The organism is Streptomyces sp. NPDC006997 (assembly GCF_040635175.1).
In the GTDB taxonomy this organism is placed as follows: Bacteria; Actinomycetota; Actinomycetes; order Streptomycetales; family Streptomycetaceae; genus Streptomyces.
Window position 1 is genome coordinate 175591 of sequence record NZ_JBEYHH010000011.1, and the last position, 18158, is coordinate 193748.

Annotated in this window: 15 protein-coding genes and 1 pseudogene; 7 read left to right on the plus strand and 9 right to left on the minus strand. The window is 71.7% G+C overall.

Going from position 1 to position 18158, the window contains the following annotated elements; translation table 11 throughout:
- Nucleotides 1-61 precede the first annotated feature (61 nt).
- Both ABZ659_RS13770 and ABZ659_RS13775 read left to right on the plus strand, forming a co-directional pair.
- Entirely contained in the window at nt 62-568 is a 507-nt protein-coding gene (locus ABZ659_RS13770; RefSeq protein WP_360217906.1) for a sigma factor-like helix-turn-helix DNA-binding protein, read from the plus strand.
- Nucleotides 569-622: 54 nt separating this feature from the next.
- Nucleotides 623-871, plus strand: coding sequence for a hypothetical protein (locus tag ABZ659_RS13775; protein WP_360217909.1), 249 nt, complete (start codon nt 623-625; stop codon nt 869-871).
- A 12-nt stretch (nt 872-883) separates the two neighbouring features.
- On the opposite strand, the gene ABZ659_RS13780 is transcribed toward ABZ659_RS13775, so the two are convergent.
- Nucleotides 884-2038, minus strand: a complete 1155-nt coding sequence (locus ABZ659_RS13780) for a cystathionine gamma-synthase (protein ID WP_360217912.1) — start codon at nt 2036-2038, stop codon at nt 884-886.
- 131 nt (nt 2039-2169) lie between these two features.
- On the opposite strand from ABZ659_RS13780, the gene ABZ659_RS13785 reads away from it, so the two are divergent.
- Together ABZ659_RS13785 and ABZ659_RS13790 are read left to right on the plus strand one after the other, a co-directional pair.
- Nucleotides 2170-3288, plus strand: coding sequence for a hypothetical protein (locus tag ABZ659_RS13785; protein WP_360217915.1), 1119 nt, complete (start codon nt 2170-2172; stop codon nt 3286-3288).
- A gap of 64 nt (nt 3289-3352) precedes the next feature.
- Nucleotides 3353-3930: pseudogene (locus ABZ659_RS13790) on the plus strand (DUF4291 domain-containing protein).
- A gap of 93 nt (nt 3931-4023) precedes the next feature.
- Here ABZ659_RS13790 and ABZ659_RS13795 read toward each other — a convergent pair.
- On the minus strand, nt 4024-4284 hold the full coding sequence (locus ABZ659_RS13795) for a helix-turn-helix domain-containing protein (RefSeq protein ID WP_360218007.1): 261 nt from the start codon (nt 4282-4284) through the stop codon (nt 4024-4026).
- A gap of 73 nt (nt 4285-4357) precedes the next feature.
- The gene (locus ABZ659_RS13800) at nt 4358-5401 is read right to left on the minus strand and encodes an NAD(P)-dependent alcohol dehydrogenase (protein WP_360217918.1); all 1044 of its coding nucleotides are present in this window, start codon (nt 5399-5401) and stop codon (nt 4358-4360) included.
- Nucleotides 5402-5574: 173 nt separating this feature from the next.
- Here ABZ659_RS13800 and ABZ659_RS13805 point away from each other — a divergent pair, with 173 nt between their 5' ends.
- Nucleotides 5575-6510 carry a helix-turn-helix transcriptional regulator gene (locus ABZ659_RS13805; RefSeq protein ID WP_360217921.1) on the plus strand — a complete coding sequence of 312 codons (936 nt, stop codon included), beginning with the start codon at nt 5575-5577 and terminating at the stop codon, nt 6508-6510.
- A gap of 79 nt (nt 6511-6589) precedes the next feature.
- Here ABZ659_RS13805 and ABZ659_RS13810 read toward each other — a convergent pair whose 3' ends face one another.
- From ABZ659_RS13810 to ABZ659_RS13825, 4 genes are all read right to left on the minus strand, one after another.
- A complete protein-coding gene (locus ABZ659_RS13810) occupies nt 6590-9916 on the minus strand; it encodes a S8 family serine peptidase (RefSeq protein ID WP_360217924.1) in 3327 nt (1108 codons plus the stop codon).
- 155 nt (nt 9917-10071) lie between these two features.
- Entirely contained in the window at nt 10072-10749 is a 678-nt protein-coding gene (locus ABZ659_RS13815; protein ID WP_360217927.1) for an ABC transporter ATP-binding protein, read from the minus strand.
- Nucleotides 10750-10849: 100 nt separating this feature from the next.
- Entirely contained in the window at nt 10850-12301 is a 1452-nt protein-coding gene (locus tag ABZ659_RS13820; protein ID WP_360217930.1) for an ABC transporter permease, read from the minus strand.
- A gap of 145 nt (nt 12302-12446) precedes the next feature.
- On the minus strand, nt 12447-13703 hold the full coding sequence (locus ABZ659_RS13825; protein ID WP_360217933.1) for an Ig-like domain-containing protein: 1257 nt from the start codon (nt 13701-13703) through the stop codon (nt 12447-12449).
- Nucleotides 13704-14132: 429 nt separating this feature from the next.
- On the opposite strand from ABZ659_RS13825, the gene ABZ659_RS13830 reads away from it, so the two are divergent.
- Together ABZ659_RS13830 and ABZ659_RS13835 are read left to right on the plus strand one after the other, a co-directional pair.
- The gene (locus ABZ659_RS13830; RefSeq protein WP_360217936.1) at nt 14133-14447 is read left to right on the plus strand and encodes a hypothetical protein; all 315 of its coding nucleotides are present in this window, start codon (nt 14133-14135) and stop codon (nt 14445-14447) included.
- Nucleotides 14448-14504: 57 nt separating this feature from the next.
- Nucleotides 14505-15299 (plus strand): hypothetical protein, encoded by a 795-nt coding sequence (locus ABZ659_RS13835; protein ID WP_360217939.1) that lies wholly within the window; start codon nt 14505-14507, stop codon nt 15297-15299.
- Nucleotides 15300-15333: 34 nt separating this feature from the next.
- On the opposite strand, the gene hutH is transcribed toward ABZ659_RS13835, so the two are convergent.
- On the minus strand, nt 15334-16872 hold the full coding sequence (gene hutH, locus ABZ659_RS13840) for a histidine ammonia-lyase (RefSeq protein WP_360218010.1): 1539 nt from the start codon (nt 16870-16872) through the stop codon (nt 15334-15336).
- 82 nt (nt 16873-16954) lie between these two features.
- On the minus strand, nt 16955-18100 hold the full coding sequence (locus ABZ659_RS13845) for a GGDEF domain-containing protein (RefSeq protein ID WP_360217942.1): 1146 nt from the start codon (nt 18098-18100) through the stop codon (nt 16955-16957).
- Between the last annotated feature and the right edge of the window lie 58 nt (nt 18101-18158).

An 18158-nucleotide genomic window follows, 5' to 3' on the forward strand; every position in this document is an offset into this window, starting at 1 on the left:
CGTGCCCCGCGTCCGGCCGGGTCGGTTGTCCTCAAGGTCGCCTTCAGGCGGGGGAGGCGCGGTGCGAGATCAGCAGGCGTTCCGGACGGCCCGCCGGGACGACGAGTTCCAGGCGTTCGTCGCGGGCGCGGCGGGCCGGCTGCTGCACACCGCCACCCTGCTCACCGCGGAGGTCCCGGACGACAACCCGCGCGCGCGGCGCCTGCTGACCCTGGCCCTCGCCCACACCTACGCGCGCTGGGACGGGCTGCGCGGCGAGGACCCCTACGACCGCGCCCGCCGGTATCTCGCCACCCGGTTCGCGCACGCGGCCTGGCAGTACCACGGCGCCCTCCGCCGAGCCCGTCCACGCCCGCGCAGCGCGCTGTCCCATCTCTCGCCGCAGGAGCGTCTGGTCGTCGTCCTCAGGTTGTACGAGGGGGTCGCCGAGCGGCAGACGGCGGCCCTGCTCGGGCTGCCCGTCGAACGGGTCCGCGTCCTGTGCGACCGCGCGACGGCACTGCTGCTGCACCCGCCCCGCGACCGCGCCCCGGCCGTGGTGACCGGGGCCAAGGTGGCGGCGCCATGAGCGGGGCCAGTCGGGAGGCGGCACCATGACCCAGGCCAGTCGGGAGGCGGCGCCATGAGCCGGGCCGACCGGGAGGCGGCGGCGCGCCGGGTCATGGACCGCACGCCGCCGAGGGTGCCGCCGGAGCTGTACCCCGACGCCGTACGCCGCGGCGCCCGCATCCTGCGCCGCCGCCAGCTCGTCCACCGGGTGCTGTGGCTGCTGCTGTGCGCGGTGACGGTGGCGTTCGCCGTCTGGGCGCTGGTCGCGCAGCCGTGGGTGGAGCCGCCGTCGGAGACGACCCCACCGCTCACGGACTGGTGACGCGCGGCAGGGTCAGCCGAGCGCCTGCTGGAGGTCGGCCAGCAGGTCGTCGACGTTCTCGATGCCGACGGAGAGCCGGACGAGGTCGGCGGGGACCTCCAGGGCGGAGCCCGCCGCGGACGCGTGCGTCATCCGCCCGGGGTGCTCGATCAGCGACTCGACACCGCCCAGGGACTCGCCGAGCGTGAACACCCTCGCCCGGTCGCAGACCGCGACGGCCGCCTCCTCGCCGCCCTCGACGCGGAAGGAGACCATGCCGCCGTAGGACCGCATCTGCTTGGCGGCGACCTCGTGGCCGGGGTGGTCCGGCAGCCCGGGGTAGAGCACGCGCGTCACGCGCGCGTGCCGGGTGAGCATGTCGGCGACCTTGGCGGCGTTCTCGCTGTGCCGGTCCATGCGCACCGGCAGGGTCTTGATGCCGCGCAGCACCAGCCAGGAGTCGAAGGGCCCGGCGACCGCGCCCATCGCGTTCTGGTGGTACGCCAGCTCCTCCCCGAGCGCCTCGTCGGCGACGACCAGCGCCCCGCCGACGACGTCCGAGTGGCCGCCCATGTACTTGGTGAGGGAGTGCACGACGACGTCCGCGCCGAGCGCCAGCGGCTGCTGGAGGTAGGGCGTGGCGAAGGTGTTGTCGACCACGAGACGGGCGCCCGCGTCCCGGCTGACCTGGGCGACGGCGGCGATGTCGGTGATGCCGAGCAGCGGGTTGGAGGGGGTCTCCACCCACACCACCTTGGTCTTCGGGGTGATCGCGTCCCGTACGGCCGCCGGGTCGGAGGTGTCGGCGACCGACCACTCGACGCCCCAGCGCGCGACGACCTTGGCGAAGAGGCGGAAGGTTCCGCCGTACGCGTCGTTGGGGATCACCACGTGGTCGCCGGGGCTGAGCAGCGTACGCAACAGGCAGTCCTCGGCCGCCAGTCCGGACGCGAACGCGAGGCCGCGACGGCCGCCCTCCACGGCGGCGAGGTTCTCCTCCAGCGCGGTCCTGGTCGGGTTGGCGCTGCGGCTGTACTCGTAGCCGCCGCGCAGTCCGCCGACGCCGTCCTGCTTGTAGGTCGAGACCTGGTAGATCGGGGGGACGACGGCGCCGGTGAGGGGATCGGCGGTGTTGCCCGCGTGGATCGCGAGGGTCTCGAAGTGCTGACTGATGTGCCTGTCGCTCATGGGCCCCGAGCGTAGTGCGCCCGGTGCGGGAACGGCGCCCCGGTGACGGCACGGATCGAACTCCCGGGAGTTGTCCACAGGCTCTGCGCACGGGTTGGCCAATTGTCACTGTCGTCTGGTTCGCTTGAGGCATGGAGATTCTCTGGGTCCTGATCGCGCTGGTCATGCTGGGGTTCGTGGTGCTGCCCCTGGTCCGTCGTCGGCGCGGTGTGATCGAGCAGGTCCCGCCGGGCCACCCGGACGCCGCGGACCCGTCGGACTACGGGTTCGCACGGCAGGAGGAGCTGGACGTGCGGATGCCGGGCCCCGACAAGGACCTGCTGGACGTCCTCGACCTGGTGCAGCGCTCGCAGGACTACCGCGCGGCGGCCCAGCTGCTGGCGGGCACCGAGACGGAGGGCGAGCTGCGCTGGCAGCGGGTGCAGGCGTTCGCGGGCGCCGCGTCCCTTGAGCTGGCGCAGAGCCCGGGCGGGGTGAGCGAGCAGCCGGGCGGCCAGTGGCTGCGGAGCTGGCGCACCGAGGCGCCCAAGGACGCGGGCGGCGCGGCGGTGCACGCCGAGTTCCTGGTGCAGCAGGCGTGGCGGACGGCGACGCCGGGCACGGACGAGTTCCGGATCATCATGGAGGAGGCGAGGTCGGCCTGCGCCGACGCGGCGCTGCTGGCCCCCGGCGACCCGGTCCCGTACATCGTGGAGCTGTCCGTGGCCCGCGGCCTGGCCTACCCCCGCCCCGAGTTCGAGCAGCTGTGGCTGAGGATCCTCGACCGCGCCCCGAACCACATGGGCGCGCACCTGGCGGCCCTGCAGTACTGGTGCGAGAAGTGGCACGGCTCGCGTGAGCTGGCGACCTCGTTCACGGAGGCCGCGGCGGCCCGCGCGCCGCGGGGCTCGCTGCTGGCGGCGATGCCGCTGTTCTCCGTCTTCGAGCACCTGCCAGAGCTGAACCTGGTCAGGGGCTTCTACCAGAGCGAGGTCGTCACCAAGGCGATCCACGGCGCCCTGCACGCGGTGCACTCGGCCCGCCCCGACGACCCCATGCTGGCGCACGTCCGCCACCTGCTGGTCTTCTTCCTGGTCCGCGCCGAGCGCTGGGCCGAGGCGATGACCCAACTGGTCCACGTCGACGGCCACGTCGGCGCCCTCCCCTGGACCCTCTCCCCCGACCCGGCCGCCGAGTTCGCGGTCTACCGCGCCCTGGCGGTGGCGGGCTACGAGGCGAACGGCGGCAGCCCGGCCACGCTCCCGGGCTGACCGCCCCGGCGGGCGGCTTCGAATGGGATGGCGCCGGATCCCGGGGCTGCCCCACCCTGTCCCCATGCACGTCACACAAGAGCCGCAACGGAGGATCCGTGCCGCGTACACGGCGGACACGATCACGGTCTACCAGGCGTACGCGCCGGAGATAGGACAGGCCGCCGCACGGGAGGGACGGTTCCCCGCCGCGTGGAAGCGGGACCGGATGACGTGGGTCAAGCCGTCGTTCCTGTGGATGATGTACCGCTGCGGGTGGGCCACCAAGCCGGACCAGGAGACGGTACTGGCGGTGGAATCCACCGGGACGGTTTCGAGTGGGCGCTGCGCCATGCCTGCCGGTCGAGCTACGCACCCGGGGTGCACCCCGACCGCGCCACCTGGCAGCGGCAGTTGAGGCGATCACCGGCCCGCGTCCAGTGGGACCCCGAGCGGGACCTCCACCTCCGGCCGTTGCCGTTCCGCTCGCTCCAGCTCGGCCTCTCCGGTGAGGCCGCACGCCGGTACGCGGACGAATGGACGGTCTCCATCGAGGACGTGACCCCACTGGCCCACCGCATCCACGCCCTGGTACGCGACGGCGCCCTCGACTCCGCCACCCGGCTCCTGCCGAAGGAGCACCCGTACCCGGAACCGGCATGACGCCCACGTCCCTCGCCGCGCGATGGCGGGAGCGGCGCCCCCTCGGCCCCCCGGTCGCCCACACCTTCCGGAGCCTCTGCACCGACCGGTGCGTTACCACGCCCTCCCCGGATCGAAGCGGTACCCCGAGTCCGAGGAGGAGTACGCGGCCGCGCCGGGTACGCCGACCGGCTGCCCACCAACTCCGCCGGCCTGTGACGACTCCTCCCCCTCCGCCTCCCACCGCAACAGATCCCCCGGCTGGCACTCCAACGCCTCGCACAGCGCCGCCAGCGTCGTGAAGCGGACCGCCTTCGCTCGGCCGTTCCTCAGGACGTCCAGTCCGCGCATGTCGATCGCCAGCAGCGGCACCATCACCGCCCGCGCGGACACCGAGGCCGCCAGCGGCACCACCGGCACGGCCCGCAGGAGAGAAGGAGCCTCGGCCTCAGATCGTCGCCGCGTCGATCACGAAGCGGTAGCGCACGTCGCTCGCCAGCACCCGCTCGTACGCCTCGTTCACCTGGTCCGCGCGGATCACCTCGATCTCCGCGCCGATCCCGTGCGCCGCGCAGAAGTCCAGCATCTCCTGGGTCTCGCGGATGCCGCCGATGCTGGAACCCGCCAGCGTCTTGCGCCCGCCGATGACCGAGAAGAGGTTGAGGGAGACCGGCTCCTCGGGAGCGCCCACGTTGACGAGCGCGCCGTCCGTCTTCAGGAGGGAGAGGTAGGCGCCGAAGTCCAGCGGGGCCGAGACCGTCGAGATGATCAGGTCGAAGGTGCCCGCCAGCTTCCGGAACGTCGTCTCGTCGCTGGTCGCGTAGTAGTGGTCGGCGCCCAGCCGCAGGCCGTCCTCCTGCTTGCGCAGCGACTGCGACAGCACCGTCACCTCGGCGCCCAGCGCGTGCGCCAGCTTCACGGCCATGTGCCCGAGGCCGCCCATGCCGACGACGGCGACCTTCTTGCCGGGGCCCGCCTGCCAGTGGCGCAGCGGGGAGTACGTGGTGATGCCCGCGCACAGCAGCGGCGCGGCCTCGTCGAGGGCCAGGCCCTCGGGGATCCGGACGACGAAGCCCTCGTCCACGACGATCTTCTCGGAGTAGCCGCCGTACGTGGGCTCCCCGTCCCTGCCTATGCCGTTGTACGTCATCACGTTGCCGTTGGTGCAGTACTGCTCCAGACCGGCGCGGCAGTTGTCGCACTCCCGGCAGGAGTCGACCATGCAGCCGACGCCCACGGTGTCGCCCACGGCGAAGCGGGTGACCCCGGGCCCGACCTCGGAGACCACGCCCGCGATCTCGTGGCCGGGGACCATCGGGAAGATCGCCTCGCCCCAGCCCTCCCGGACCTGGTGGATGTCGGAGTGGCAGATCCCGGCGTACTTCACGTCGATCAGGACGTCGTGCTCGCGCACCGCCCGACGCTCGATCGTGGTGCGCTCCAGCGGGGCCTTGGCGGCGGGGGCGGCGTATGCGGCGACAGTGGTGGTCATGCCGGTCGTCTCCTAGCGGTGCTACGACGTTCGGAAGGTCTCTTACGGTGACCAGCCTGCCCCCGCCGCCGACGTTCACCCAGGTCACCGTTTTGCGTACGTCCGCTGTGCCTACCACTGGCAGGGTCAGGCTCCTCGTCGTACGACCAGACCGGCACGGTGATACTGGGGGTATGGACCAGCCCACGGACCCGCGGCCCCGAGACCCGCGGCCCGCGCCGACCACCGGCGGCGCCCTCGACCGGCGTGCCGAGCTGAGCGAGTTCCTGCGCACCCGGCGTGCCCGGCTGAAGCCGGAGGACGTCGGGCTGCCGGACTTCGGGCGGCACCGCCGGGTGCCGGGGCTGCGCCGGGAGGAGCTGGCCCAGCTGGCCGGGGTGTCGGTGGCGTACTACACCCGCCTCGAACAGGGCAACGGACGGAACGTGTCGGCCGAGGTGCTGGACTCCATCGCCCGCGCGCTGCGGCTGACGAGCGCCGAGCACGCGCACCTCACCCACCTCGCCCGGCCCACGCGGCAGCGCAGGAGGACGGCGGCGCGCACCCAGCACGTGCGCGGGGCGCTGCGGCAGCTGCTGGACACCATCGACACCGTCCCGGCGTACATCGTCGGCCGGCGCACCGACATCCTCGCCTGGAACCGGATGGCGGCGGCCGTCTTCGGGGACTGGGCGGAGCTGCCCGCGGCGGAGCGGAACTGGGCGCGGCTGGTGTTCCTGCGGCCCGACTACCGGGACCTGTTCGTGGCGTGGGAGCAGAAGGCCGCCGACATCGTCAGCTACCTGCGGATGGACGCGGGCTGCCACCCGGACGACCCCCGGCTCTCCGCGCTGGTCGGCGAGCTGTCGGTGAAGAGCGAGGAGTTCCGGCGGCTGTGGGCCACGCACGACGTCAAGGAGAAGACGTACGGCGTCAAGCTGATGCACCATCCGCTGGTCGGTGAACTGGCGCTGTCCTTCGAGAACTTCCGGCTGGTCGACGACGCCGAGCTGTCCCTGGTCACCTACCACCCCGAGCCGGGCTCACCGTCCGCCGAGTCCCTGCGGCTGCTGGCCAGCTGGGGCACGGACGCCACCCGCGCGGGTACGCCGTCGTCCCCAGCGACCTGAGAGGCCCTGGAAGAAGGGAACGGTTCCCCGGAAGCGGCGCCTCCGGGGGACCGTTCGGTTCGGCGCTACGGCGGTCCGCTCACTTGCCGTAGTACGCGTTGTAGATCGAGATCGTCGACTTGTTGCCCTTCTTGTCGGTGATCTTCGCGTGGTACGAGATCGACTTGCCCTTGGCCGGGTTCCTGACCTTGACCTTGCCGTTCTTGACGGTGAGCTTCTTCCAGCTCTGGCCGTGGTCGTACGACACGTACACGCGCAGCGACTTCAGGTGGGAGCCCTTGGCCGCGCCCTCGACGGTGACCGGGACGGTGGCCGTGCGACGGGCCGTCACCTTGCCGTCGAGGGTGGTGTGGGCGCCGAAGCGGACCGTGGACGCCGGGAGCCGGACGATCTCGGCGTCGGACTTCTTGGAGCGGAAGGTGAACTTCGCGTCGATCCGGGTGGACGTCGCGGACACCTTGCCGCTCCGCCTGACCGAGGTCGTCAGCTGGTACTCGGCGGCACCGGACGGGACCTTGAACCGCTCCCCGGCCTCCAGCGGGTCGTGGTTGCTTCCGACCTTGGTGCCGTTGCGGTACAGGGTCGTGGTCGCCGAGCTGACCAGGGACGAGCCGTCGTGCCGGGCGCTGTCCGCGAAGAGCGGGACGAGGCCGTAGATCTCGTCGCCCTCGCGGAACAGGCCGTGGTCCGCGCTCAGGAACGGGCCGAAGACCGCGCGGTTGACGGTGGCGGTGTAGCTCTTGCCGCCGCGGTACTTCTTCGGGTCGCCGCCCGAGTAGTACGCCTCCGCGACCGGGAAGCCGTCCGCGTCCACCGGGCCGTACTGGAAGAAGTCGTACGACCAGCGGATGTCGTCCACCGTCGACAGGTACAGCGTGCGCTTGGTGGGCAGCTTGCGCTCGGTCTCGGTGGCGAAGACGACGTTCTCGGGGAGCAGGCCCCACGGGGCGAGCGAGCCGGTCTTGCCGGGCGCGGAGGAGCCGACGCCCGCCTTCACCGTGGCGAGTTCGCTCTTCTTGAAGTGCCGGACCTTGTCACCCTGGATCTTCCTCACCTCGGCGGTCGTGACCACGTCGTACTCGCTGCCGGAGCCCTTGGTGAACTGGCCGAACCAGGTCTGGCTCAGGCCTCTGGGGATCTCCGGGCCCAGGTGGGCCATGCGCAGGTCGGCGAAGGAGGTGGCGCCGAAGCCGATGCCGACCGCCTCGTTGAGGAAGTAGTCGATCGACGCGAACTTCGGCTTGGCGGAGGCGTCCGGCACCCGGATGTCCGCCGCCTTCGTCTTGCGGGCGTCCAGGGTCAACGAGGTGTTCCCGGTGACGCTCAGCTTCGGCTGGACCAGCCAGTCGAGGCCGCCCTCGAAGGTGTCGAAGTCCTTCACGATCCAGGCGTCCAGCAGGTAGGTGCCCTTGGCCACCCGCAGCGTCGTCACGCCCGACGCCACCCGCGGCACGGGGTAGGCGCGGCCGGAGCCGAGCCCGGAGTAGCCGAACAGCACGGTGTCGTACTGGTCGGTGGCCTGGCCGTCCCGGCCGATGTGCTCCACCTTGACGTCGTACGACTCCACCTCACGGTTGACCGCGGCGGCCGTGCGGACGGTCTGGCCGCCGCCCTTCGCCGTCACGTACGCCGAGTAGGTGCCGTCGAGGGTGCCGCCCAGCCGGGTGTCGGCGGTCATGGTCACGGAGGCCGTGCCGCCCGCGGGGACGGTCACCTTGGTGGCGCCGAGCGTGAAGAAGCCCGCCGGGGCCGCCGCGCCCTTGGGGTCGGTGGCGCTGACCGCGAGGTCCAGCGTCACGTCGGCGGTGCCCAGGTTGCGGTACGTCAGCTCCTTGTCGACCGGCGTGTCGTCGGTGTGCGGCCACTGCTGCGTCCCGAAGCTCACCGACACCGGGTCGGCGATCACCGTCTGCCTGATCGCCTTGTCGACCTGGATGCGGCCCGAGCCCTGCTCGAACGGCGTGTACGTGCCGCCCTTGGTGGAGGCGGTCAGCGCACCCTTGAGTTCGGTGTACGTCCAGTCCGGGTGCTGCTGCTTGAGCAGCGCGGCGGCGCCCGCGACATGCGGGGTCGCCATCGACGTACCGGAGATGGTCAGGTACCCGGCGGGCGACTCGCCCACCTCCTGGGCGATGACGCTGCCCTTGGCCGCCGCGGCGGTGATGTCGACGCCGGGCGCGGTGACGTCCGGCTTGATGGCGCCGTCCCCGGCACGCGGGCCGGTGCTGGAGAAGTCGGCCAGCCTGTCCCTGTCGTCGACGGCGCCGACGGTGAGCGCGGCGTCCGCGGAGCCCGGCGAACCGACCGACTCGGGGCCGGAGTTGCCCGCGGCGATCGCGAACAGCACACCGGTCTCGGCGGACAGCTTGTTGACCGCCGCCTCCAGCGGGTCGATCTCCGGGGTGTCGAAGCCGCCGAGGCTCATGTTGACGACGTCGGCGCCCTGCTGGGCCGCCCACTCCATCCCGGCGAGGATGCCGGAGTCGTCCCCGAAGCCGTTGTCGTCGAGGACCTTGCCGTTGAGGATCGTCGCCCCGGGGGCCACGCCCTTGAACGTGCCGCCGGACTTCGCCCCGGTACCGGCCGCGATGGACGCGACATGCGTGCCGTGCCCGAACCTGTCGACGGCGTCGGCGGCGGTGGAGAAGTTCTTGGAGACGCTGACCTGCGACCTCAGGTCCTGGTGGGTGGTGTCGACGCCGGTGTCCAGGACGGCGATCTTGACGCCCTCGCCGTCGTAACCGGCCGCCCACGCCTTGGGGGCGCCGATCTGCGGCACCGACTTGTCGAGGGTGACCTGGCGGACGCCGTCCAGCCAGACGTGCGCGATGCCGGAGGCGGTGCGCTGCCCGTTGGTGAGCGCGTCCCACAGCCGCGGCGTGTCCCGCTCCGGGGTCCGCACCGCGTCGGCGTTCAGGGTCCTCAGGGTGCGGCGCAGGGTGCCCGCGTCCCGGACGTCCGCCTTGGCCGCGGCGGCGGAGCCGCGGTAGCCGACGATGACCTTCAGGGCGTCCTTCCCGCTGTTGCGGGCCTGGGACCTGCTCAGTTCGGTGACGTCGAACAGCCGCTGGTCGAGCTTGCCGGTGGCGGCCATGTGGGCCGCGTCGGCGGGTATGACCAGCGTGCGCCCCTCGATCCTGCGGATCTGTACGGGTATGTGCTCGCGCCCCTCGGCCCGGTGCAGGCCGACGACGCGCCCCCTGGCGTCCACGGTCACCTGGTCACCGGTGATCAGCGTGACGCGCTGGTTGGCGGTGTCCGCCGCGGCGTCGGCAGCGCCGGTCACGCGCTGCTCCGCCCGGTCGGTGGGCTTCGCCGACGCCGGGCTGGTCAGGCCCGCGGCGAGGGCGACGGCGGCTGCCGTGGCTACGGCGGCAGCGCCGACTCTCCTTACTCGTGTGCGCAAAACTCCCCCTGGGAGATGAGGTACCAGGTGAATTCCCCGTTCACCCGGCCGGGGGAGTTATCGCACGCCTAAGCGAACGCCCCCCGGAATACGCAGTGTGCCGGGGGGTGATCACTCATCTCAATACAATCGTCGGCCACAACGGGGCGCCGCCCTCACACGTTCTCCCGGACGGAGATCCTGCCCTTCTTGATGGTGGCCAGCCGCGGCGCCTTCCGCGCGATCGCGGAGTCATGAGTGACCATCACGAACGTCAGCCCGTGCTCCTTCCACATGGACTCCAGTACGTCCATGATCTCGTCGCGCATCGACTCGTCGAGGTTGCCCGTGGGTTCGTCCGCCAACAGCACCTTCGGCCGCTTGACCAGCGCCCGCGCGATGGCCACCCGCTGCTGCTGGCCTCCGGACATCTCCCCCGGCAGGTGCCCCAGCCGCTCTCCGAGCCCGACCGACCGCAGCGCCTCCGCGGCCCGCTCCCTGCGGTCCCTCGCCCTGGTCCCGAGGGGTACGAGGGCCGTCTCCACGTTCTCCTGCGCGGTCAGCGTGGGGATGAGGTTGAAGCTCTGGAAAACGAACCCGATGCTCTCGCTGCGCACCCGGGTGAGCCGTGCCTCGGGCAGTTTGCCGAGGTCGGTTCCGTCCAGCAGCACATCGCCCGCGGTGGGGCGGTCGAGACCGCCGAGCATCTGGAGCAGCGTGGACTTTCCACCGCCGGTGGGCCCCTGAATGACCAGCCGGTCGCCGTCGGGGATGGTCAGGTCTATGCCGTCCAGGGCGTGGACGGTTTCCTTACCTCGCGTATACCGCTTGGTCACGGACTTGAGTTCGTACATCGGGACAACAACTCCTGGGAGAGGAAAAGGGGGAACGGCGAGAACGGCGGCAACGCCGGGAAAGGTTTCGAGAACGGCGGGAACTGACCCAACCGGTTCGCTATTCCACCCGTCGCAGCGCGTCCGCGGGCCGCAGCCGGGAGGCCCGCCAGCCGCCGAAGCCTCCCGCGATGAGCCCACCGGCCACCGCGAGACCGACCGCGAGCCCGATGGTCGTCACACTGACCGGCGCCGTCAGCGCGACCTCGAGGGTGCGGGACGCGGTCTGCCGCATCGGCCCGCCGCCCATGCCCCCGGGGCCGCCGGTACCGCCGCCACCGCCACCGCCCAGCTCGGCCTGGAGGGTGGGGCTCACCGCCGTCACCGCGTAGGCGCCGGCGAGTCCGAGGGCGATGCCGAGGACCCCGCCGACCAGTCCGTTGACGACGGCCTCCCCGACGACCTGCCGGGTGACCCGGCCCGACCGCCAGCCCAGCGCCTTCAGCGTGCCGAACTCCCGTACCCGGCGCGACACCGCCGAGGAGGTGAGCAGCCCGGCGACCAGGAACGCGGCGATCAGCACCACCACGGACAGCCACCTGCCGACGCTGGTGGCCAGCGAGGACGCCGTCGACAGCGAACCGGAGACGGTGTCGGCGAGGTCGGCGGAGGTCGTCACCGTCGTACCGGAGATGTTCTCCTGGATCGCCGACTTGACGCTGTCGATCCGCTGGGAGTCGGTCGCCTGGACGTAGACCGTGGTGACCTCGTCCTTCGAGTCGCTGAGGCTCTGCGCCCGCTTCAGCGGGACGTAGAGGTTGGCCGCCGCGTCACCGCTGTCGGCGGTCGCGATGCCGACGACCTCGAACTCCACGGTCTTGATCTTGACGGTGGAACCGACCTTGAGGTCCTTCTCCTTGGCGTACGCCGAGTCGACGACGGCGACCTCGGCGTCGGTCTCGGAGCTCTTGAAGGTACGGCCGCTGGTGATCTTGGAGGAGGTCAGCGGGCCGAGGGCGGGCTCGGTGACGTCGGTGCCGTAGACCGAGTAGTTGTTGACGTCGAAGTCGGCGCCGCCGCCCCGCACCTCACCGCCGGGCTGCTCGCCGCCGCGCCCGCCCTGCTGCGCGCTGCCGGAGCCGTCCTGCTGGAACTGGCCGCGGGTGAACTGGCCGCTGACCTTGATGACCTGGAGGCTCAGCCCGCCGACCGCGTCGGAGACGCCGTCCTGCTCGGCGACCTTGGCCACCGTCGAGGACGACAGCGTCTGGAAGCCCTGCACCATGACCCGGTCGGTGCTCTGCTCCTCGTCCGACCCGTCGTCCTGGGCGTCGAACCGGAACCGGGGCCGCTCGTTCTCTCCGTCGGCGGGCGCGGTCGCCGCCTTGGTGACGGTCATGTCGGTGCCCAGGCCGTAGAGCGATTCGAGGACCTTGTCCTGGGCCCTGCCCATGCCGGAGGAGACGGAGTTGACGACGATGACCAGCGCGATGCCCAGCGCGAGGCCGGAGGCGACGACGAGGGCCGCCTTTCTGCGGCGGCGCAGCTCGCGCCTCAGGTAGGTGAAGAACATGCGCCGCAAGCTAGGCGCGCGGCGTGATGAAGGGATAAGCCCCGGATAAGAGAAGGATGAGAAGGCCCGGGGCTTCGCCAGGGGTCCGCCGGAAAAGGCGAATGCCGCCCCGGAGGGCGGCATTCGAGGTGCTGCTGCGGGAGCGTCAGGCGGCGGAGCCCGCCGTCCACTGGTCCCAGCTCATGTTCCAGCCGTTGAGGCCGTTGTCGGGGGCGACGGTCTTGTCGCCGGTGTTCTTGACGACGACCACGTCACCGACGATCGAGTTGTTGTAGAACCAGGCACCCGGCGTGTTCGGGTCGTCGGCGCCCTTCTTGTCCTGGAGGCCGACGCAGCCGTGGCTGGTGTTGACGCTGCCGAAGACGGACGGCGAGCCCCAGTAGTTGCCGTGGATGAAGGTGCCGGAGGTGGTCAGGCGCATGGCGTGCGGCACGTCCTTGATGTCGTACTCGCCCTCGCCGTCGTCGTCGGTGAAGCCGACCGTCGCGCCGTTCATCCGGGTCTCCTCGAACTTCTCGGAGATCACCATCTGGCCTTCGTACGTCTTGTTCTCGGGGGTGCCCGCGGAGATCGGGATGGTCTTGACGACCTTGCCGTCCTGGGTGACCTTCATCTGCTTGGTCTCGGCGTCGACGTAGGTGACCTGGTTGCGGCCGATCTTGAAGGTGACCGTCTTCTGCTGGACGCCGAAGACACCGTCGGCGCCCTCGACCCCGTCGAGGGCCAGCTTCAGGGTGACGGTGGCGCCCTCCTGCCAGTAGTCCTGGGGGCGGCAGTCCATGCGGTTGGCGTTGAACCAGTGGCAGGCGACCTCCTGGCCGCTGCTGGTGGTGACCGTGACGCCCTTCTGGACGTCGGTCTTGTTGGTGATCGCCTTGTCGAAGTTGATCGACACGGGCATACCGACGCCGACCGTGGAGCCGTCCTCCGGCGTGAAGTAGCCGAGGAAGCTGTTGTCCGGGGAGACCGTGGTGAAGGAGGCGTTCTCGTGGGCGGCGCGGCCCTCGGAGTCCTCGGCGGACGCCGAGATCCGGTACGTGGTGGAGCGCTCCAGCTGGACGCTGGGCTTCCAGCTCGTCTTGTCGGCCGATATCTCGCCCTCGACGGCGGCGCCCTCGGCGGTCTCCATGGTGACCTCCGTGAGCGTGCCCTTGCTCACGGTGACGGCGGCGTCGTTGTTGATGGAGGCGTTGCTCGAACCGTCCTTGGGCGTGATCTTGATCTGCGCCTCGGAGGTCTTCGCGGCGGCCGCCTCGTCGACCTTGGCGGCCGAGGTCTCGTTGCCGCCACCGCCACCGGAGGCGTCGTCGCCGTCGTCGCCGGAGCAGGCCGAGAGCACCAGCACACCGCCGAGCAGGGCGGACGCGACCGTCAGGCCCCGGCGCCGCCTACTGTTCGTCATCACACGCTTCTCCATCGTTACCGAATCCCCAAAACCCCGGAGTCCCCGTCAAGAACCTTCAACGCTACGACCGGTTCGTCCCGTTCCACCTACGATCGATGTGTGGGGCACGCCACGTCCCGCCGTACGGCTTGGCGCGATTGGTCGGTCACTGCGCACCATGAGACGACGAAACGCCCGGCCGCGGTTGCCCTCCATGGTCACGATTTCCCCAAGTCGCCCGCCACAATCCGTCCGCGGTGCTCACTGTGACCTCCGCGACGACGAGACAGAGCCCCTTGCCATCTCGCGGCAAACCATGACATCGACTGGCATTTGCCCCGCAGGGCACGCATCCCATGGCTCCCGCGACTTTCCCGCAGCCCCGGCCTTTCATTAGCATCGCCCCACACGGCCAATTCGCCAGTGCCACAAGGGGATCGATATTCCGTGTCATCCGCTCGCCGTTCGTTGCTGACCGCCACCGCCGCAGGCACCCTGCTGGGGGCTCTGTGGTTCGTCCCCTCCGCGAACGCGACGGGAGACGAGGCAACGGTCAGAGACCTGCCCACGGAGGCGCGGACGGCGCAGGCCCGGGCGGTCTCGGTGACCACCGCCGCGGCCACCGGGAGCGACACCGGGACCCGGCTCGCCGACACCGGCAGCTTCGACAGCACCCCGTACGTCGTCGGCGGCACGCTCTGCCTCACGCTGGGCGCCGGGTTCGTGGTGTATTCGGTGCGCAGGGAACGGCTCGGGCTGTGAATCCTCGCATGTGCGCTCGATTTGACGCTTTCTTGACCACACCTTCATAGTCCGTCCGTGAAGAGATCATCGGGCGTGCGACTGAGCGCCACGGCTGTCGTGAGCGTGCTGTCGCTCGCCCTTGTCACGGGCTGTTCCGGAAGCGGATCGGACGACACGAAGGACACCGGCTCCGGATCGGGCTCCGGCACCCAGGCAGCGAAGGCGCTCAGCGCGGCGGAGCTGGGGAAGCGGATCCTCACCACGGGAGACGTCGAGGGCTACAAGGTCGAACCCGCCGAGGAGTTGGCCGCGGGCTCGAAGAGCGACATCGAGGGTGACGCGAAGTGCCTTCCCCTCACCTACGTCATCGCCGGTCTCGCCCCGGGTGACGCGGCGGCCGAGACCAACGGCAGGGTCACCGAGGAGAAGAAGCCCACCGACGCGGCCTCCCAGTCCCTGGAGGACCTGGACGAGGAGTCGTTCACCAACCCCCTGGACACCAACCTGACCCTCGTCACGCTGTCCTCCTACGACGGTGACGGCGCCGAGCGGGCGATGCGGACCCTCTCGGAGGCGGTCTCGGGCTGCGCGGGCGGCTTCACGGCCACCTCGGAGGGCGAGGACATGAACATCAGCAAGGTGGCGTCGCAGCAGGCTTCCGGCAGTGGTGACGAGGCGGTGGCGTTCGCCCTGACCGCCGAGATGGACGGGGCCGGAGAGGAACCCGTCACCACCAAGGCCCAGGCGGTCCGGCACGGCACCACCATCGCCACGTACTACACGTTCAACATCGCCTCGATCGTCTCCGCCGAGGAGCAGCCCGACGTACCCGTCGCGCTGATCGACGCACAGGCCGCCAAGCTCAAGTAGACCGGGGAGGGGCCCGGGGCCCCTCCCCGCCTCGTCACCGCAGCGGTCCGGTCACCTTCTCCACCGCCGCCAGCAGCCCCCCGCCCCGCACGAAGGCGTCCGCCGCCGCCAGGTCGGGGGCCAGGAACCGGTCGGGACCCGGTCCGCCGACCCCCGCCTCCCGGGCGGCGTCGATGACGGCGCGGGTCGCCGGTGCCGGGGTGAGCCCGTGGCGCAGCTCGACGGCGCGGGCGGCGGCGTACAGCTCGACGGCGAGGACCCGGGTGAGGTTGTCCACGGCCGTCCGCAGCTTGCGCGCCGCCGACCAGCCCATGGAGACGTGGTCCTCCTGCATCGCCGAGGACGGGATCGAGTCCGCCGACGCCGGTACGGCCAGCCGCTTCAACTCGCTGACCAGCGCGGCCTGCGTGTACTGGGCGATCATCAGCCCGGAGTCGACGCCCGCGTCGTCGGCGAGGAACGGCGGCAGCCCGTGGCTGCGGTTCTTGTCCAGCAGCCGGTCGGTGCGCCGCTCGGCGATGGACGCCAGGTCGGCGACGGCGATGGCGAGGAAGTCCAGCACGTAGGCGACCGGCGCCCCGTGGAAGTTCCCGTTGGACTCCACCCGCCCGTCCGGCAGCACGACGGGGTTGTCCACGGCCGACGCCAGCTCCCGCTCCGCCACCAGCCGGGCGTGCGCGAGGGTGTCCCGCCCGGCACCGGCGACCTGCGGCGCGCAGCGCACCGAGTAGGCGTCCTGGACGCGGGGCGCGTCGTCCTGGTGGTGCCCGGTCAGACCCGACCCCGCCAGTACGGCGAGCATGTTGGCGGCGCTGGCGGCCTGCCCGGGGTGCGGGCGGATGGCGTGCAGCTCGGGGGCAAGCACCTTGTCGGTACCGAGCAGCGCCTCCAGCGACAGCGCGGCGGTGACGTCGGCGGCCTTGTAGAGGGCGTCCAGGTCGGCGAGGGCCATGACCAGCATCCCGAGCATCCCGTCGGTGCCGTTGAGCAGCGCCAGCCCTTCCTTCTCGCGCAGCTCGACCGGGTCGATCCCGTGCGCGGCGAGCAGCTCACCGGCGGGCCGTACGACGCCGTCCGGGCCCTCGGCGTCCCCCTCCCCCAGCAGCGTCAGCGCGCAGTGGGACAGCGGGGCGAGGTCGCCGGAGCAGCCGAGGGAGCCGTACTCGTGCACGACCGGGGTGATACCGGCGTTCAGCACGTCGGCCATGGTCCGCGCGACCTCGGGGCGTACGCCGGTGTGCCCGGAGCAGACGGTCTTCAGCCGCAGGAACATCAGCGCGCGGACGACCTCCCGCTCGACCGGGGCGCCCATCCCGGCGGCGTGCGAGCGGACGATGTTGCGCTGGAGCCGGGCCCGCAGTTCCTGGCTGATGTGCCGGGTCGCGAGGGCGCCGAAGCCGGTGGAGACGCCGTAGACGGGGTCGGGCTTGGCCGCCAGCGCGTCCACGATCCCGCGGGCCGCGGTCAGTGCGGCCACCGCCTCCTCGGCGAGTTCGACCCGGGCGCCGCCACGCGCCACGGCGAGCACGTCGGACGCCGTCGTCCCGGACGTCCCCACCACCACAGTGTGCATATCCATATTCAGGAGCGTACGCAGTGAATCTGAGGATGTCACCAGTGGGGCGCGCCCCCGCCCCTTACACCGGCGTCGGCGGTCAGCCCCGCCCGCGGAACCGCCGCCGCTCCGGCGTGCCCTCGTCGGACGGGGTGTCGGCGAGCCGTACGACGGGGTCGTCGGGCCCCTCCCGCCCGGCGACCACCGGCCGGGCGGAGCGCTCGGCCTTGGCCCGGTACTGGGCGGCGTCCGCGAGCCGGAACAGACGGCGGGCGCTGCGCACCGGCCCGAGCGCTTCCTCGGTGGACGCCACCCCGCACGCCACGCCCTCCCCCAGCTCCAGCTCGGCGGCGCGGCGGCACAGCTCGTCGGCCACCTTCACCACGTCCCCGGCGGGCGGCCCGACCGCGAGGAGACAGAACTCGTCGCCGCCGAGCCGGGCCACCAGCGCGCCGGGCAGCATGGCGCCGCACAGCGACAGCACCGACCCGAACCGTTCCAGGAGCCGGTCGCCGACCGCGTGCCCGTGGGTGTCGTTGACCCGCTTGAGCCCGTTCAGATCGCAGACGACGAGGCTGACGACCGTGCCGTCCGCCCGGTGGCGCTCGACCGCCTCGTCCAGCCGCATGTCCACGCACCGCCGGTTGGCCAGCCCGGTCAGCGCGTCGGTGAAGGCCAGCCGCCGGGCCTCCTCCAGCCGCTCGGTCTGGGCGAGCCCGGCCGCGGCGACGGCGGCCAGCACGGTCGCGAAGTCGGCGTCCCCCCGGTCGAAGACGGCCGCGCCGACCGGCCGGGCCACGTACAGCTCGCCCCAGGCACGCCCGTGCAGCACCACCGGCGCGACCACGCAGCAGCCGCGGCCCCGGCGGCGCAGGGCGGCGACGCGCTGGTGGCAGTAGCCGGAGCGCAGGCCCTCACGCGGCCCCTCGGCGGTCTCCACCCAGGCGTTGGGCGCCCCGCCCGCGGCCCACTGCTCGTGCAGGAACTCGGTGATCTCGGCGAACTGGTGCACCGGGTACGCCTCGTCGTCCGGGAACTCCAGCTCGTCCGGGGCGCGCTCGCCGACGTTCACCAGCACCCGCAGCCGCCCCAGCTCCCGCTCCCACACCGACAGCGCGGCGAAGCCCCCGTCCAGCGCCCGGCACGCGCCCAGGGCGGCGGCCCGCCACGACTCCCGCGGGGTGTGGGCGGCGGCCATGCCCTGCGCGAGCGCCACGACGTCCTGGAGCCGCTTGTCGTCAGCCATCCCTCCAGGCTAGGGAGGTTCTCCTCAAACGGGGACATCGAGAGGCCGGGAGGAGTGA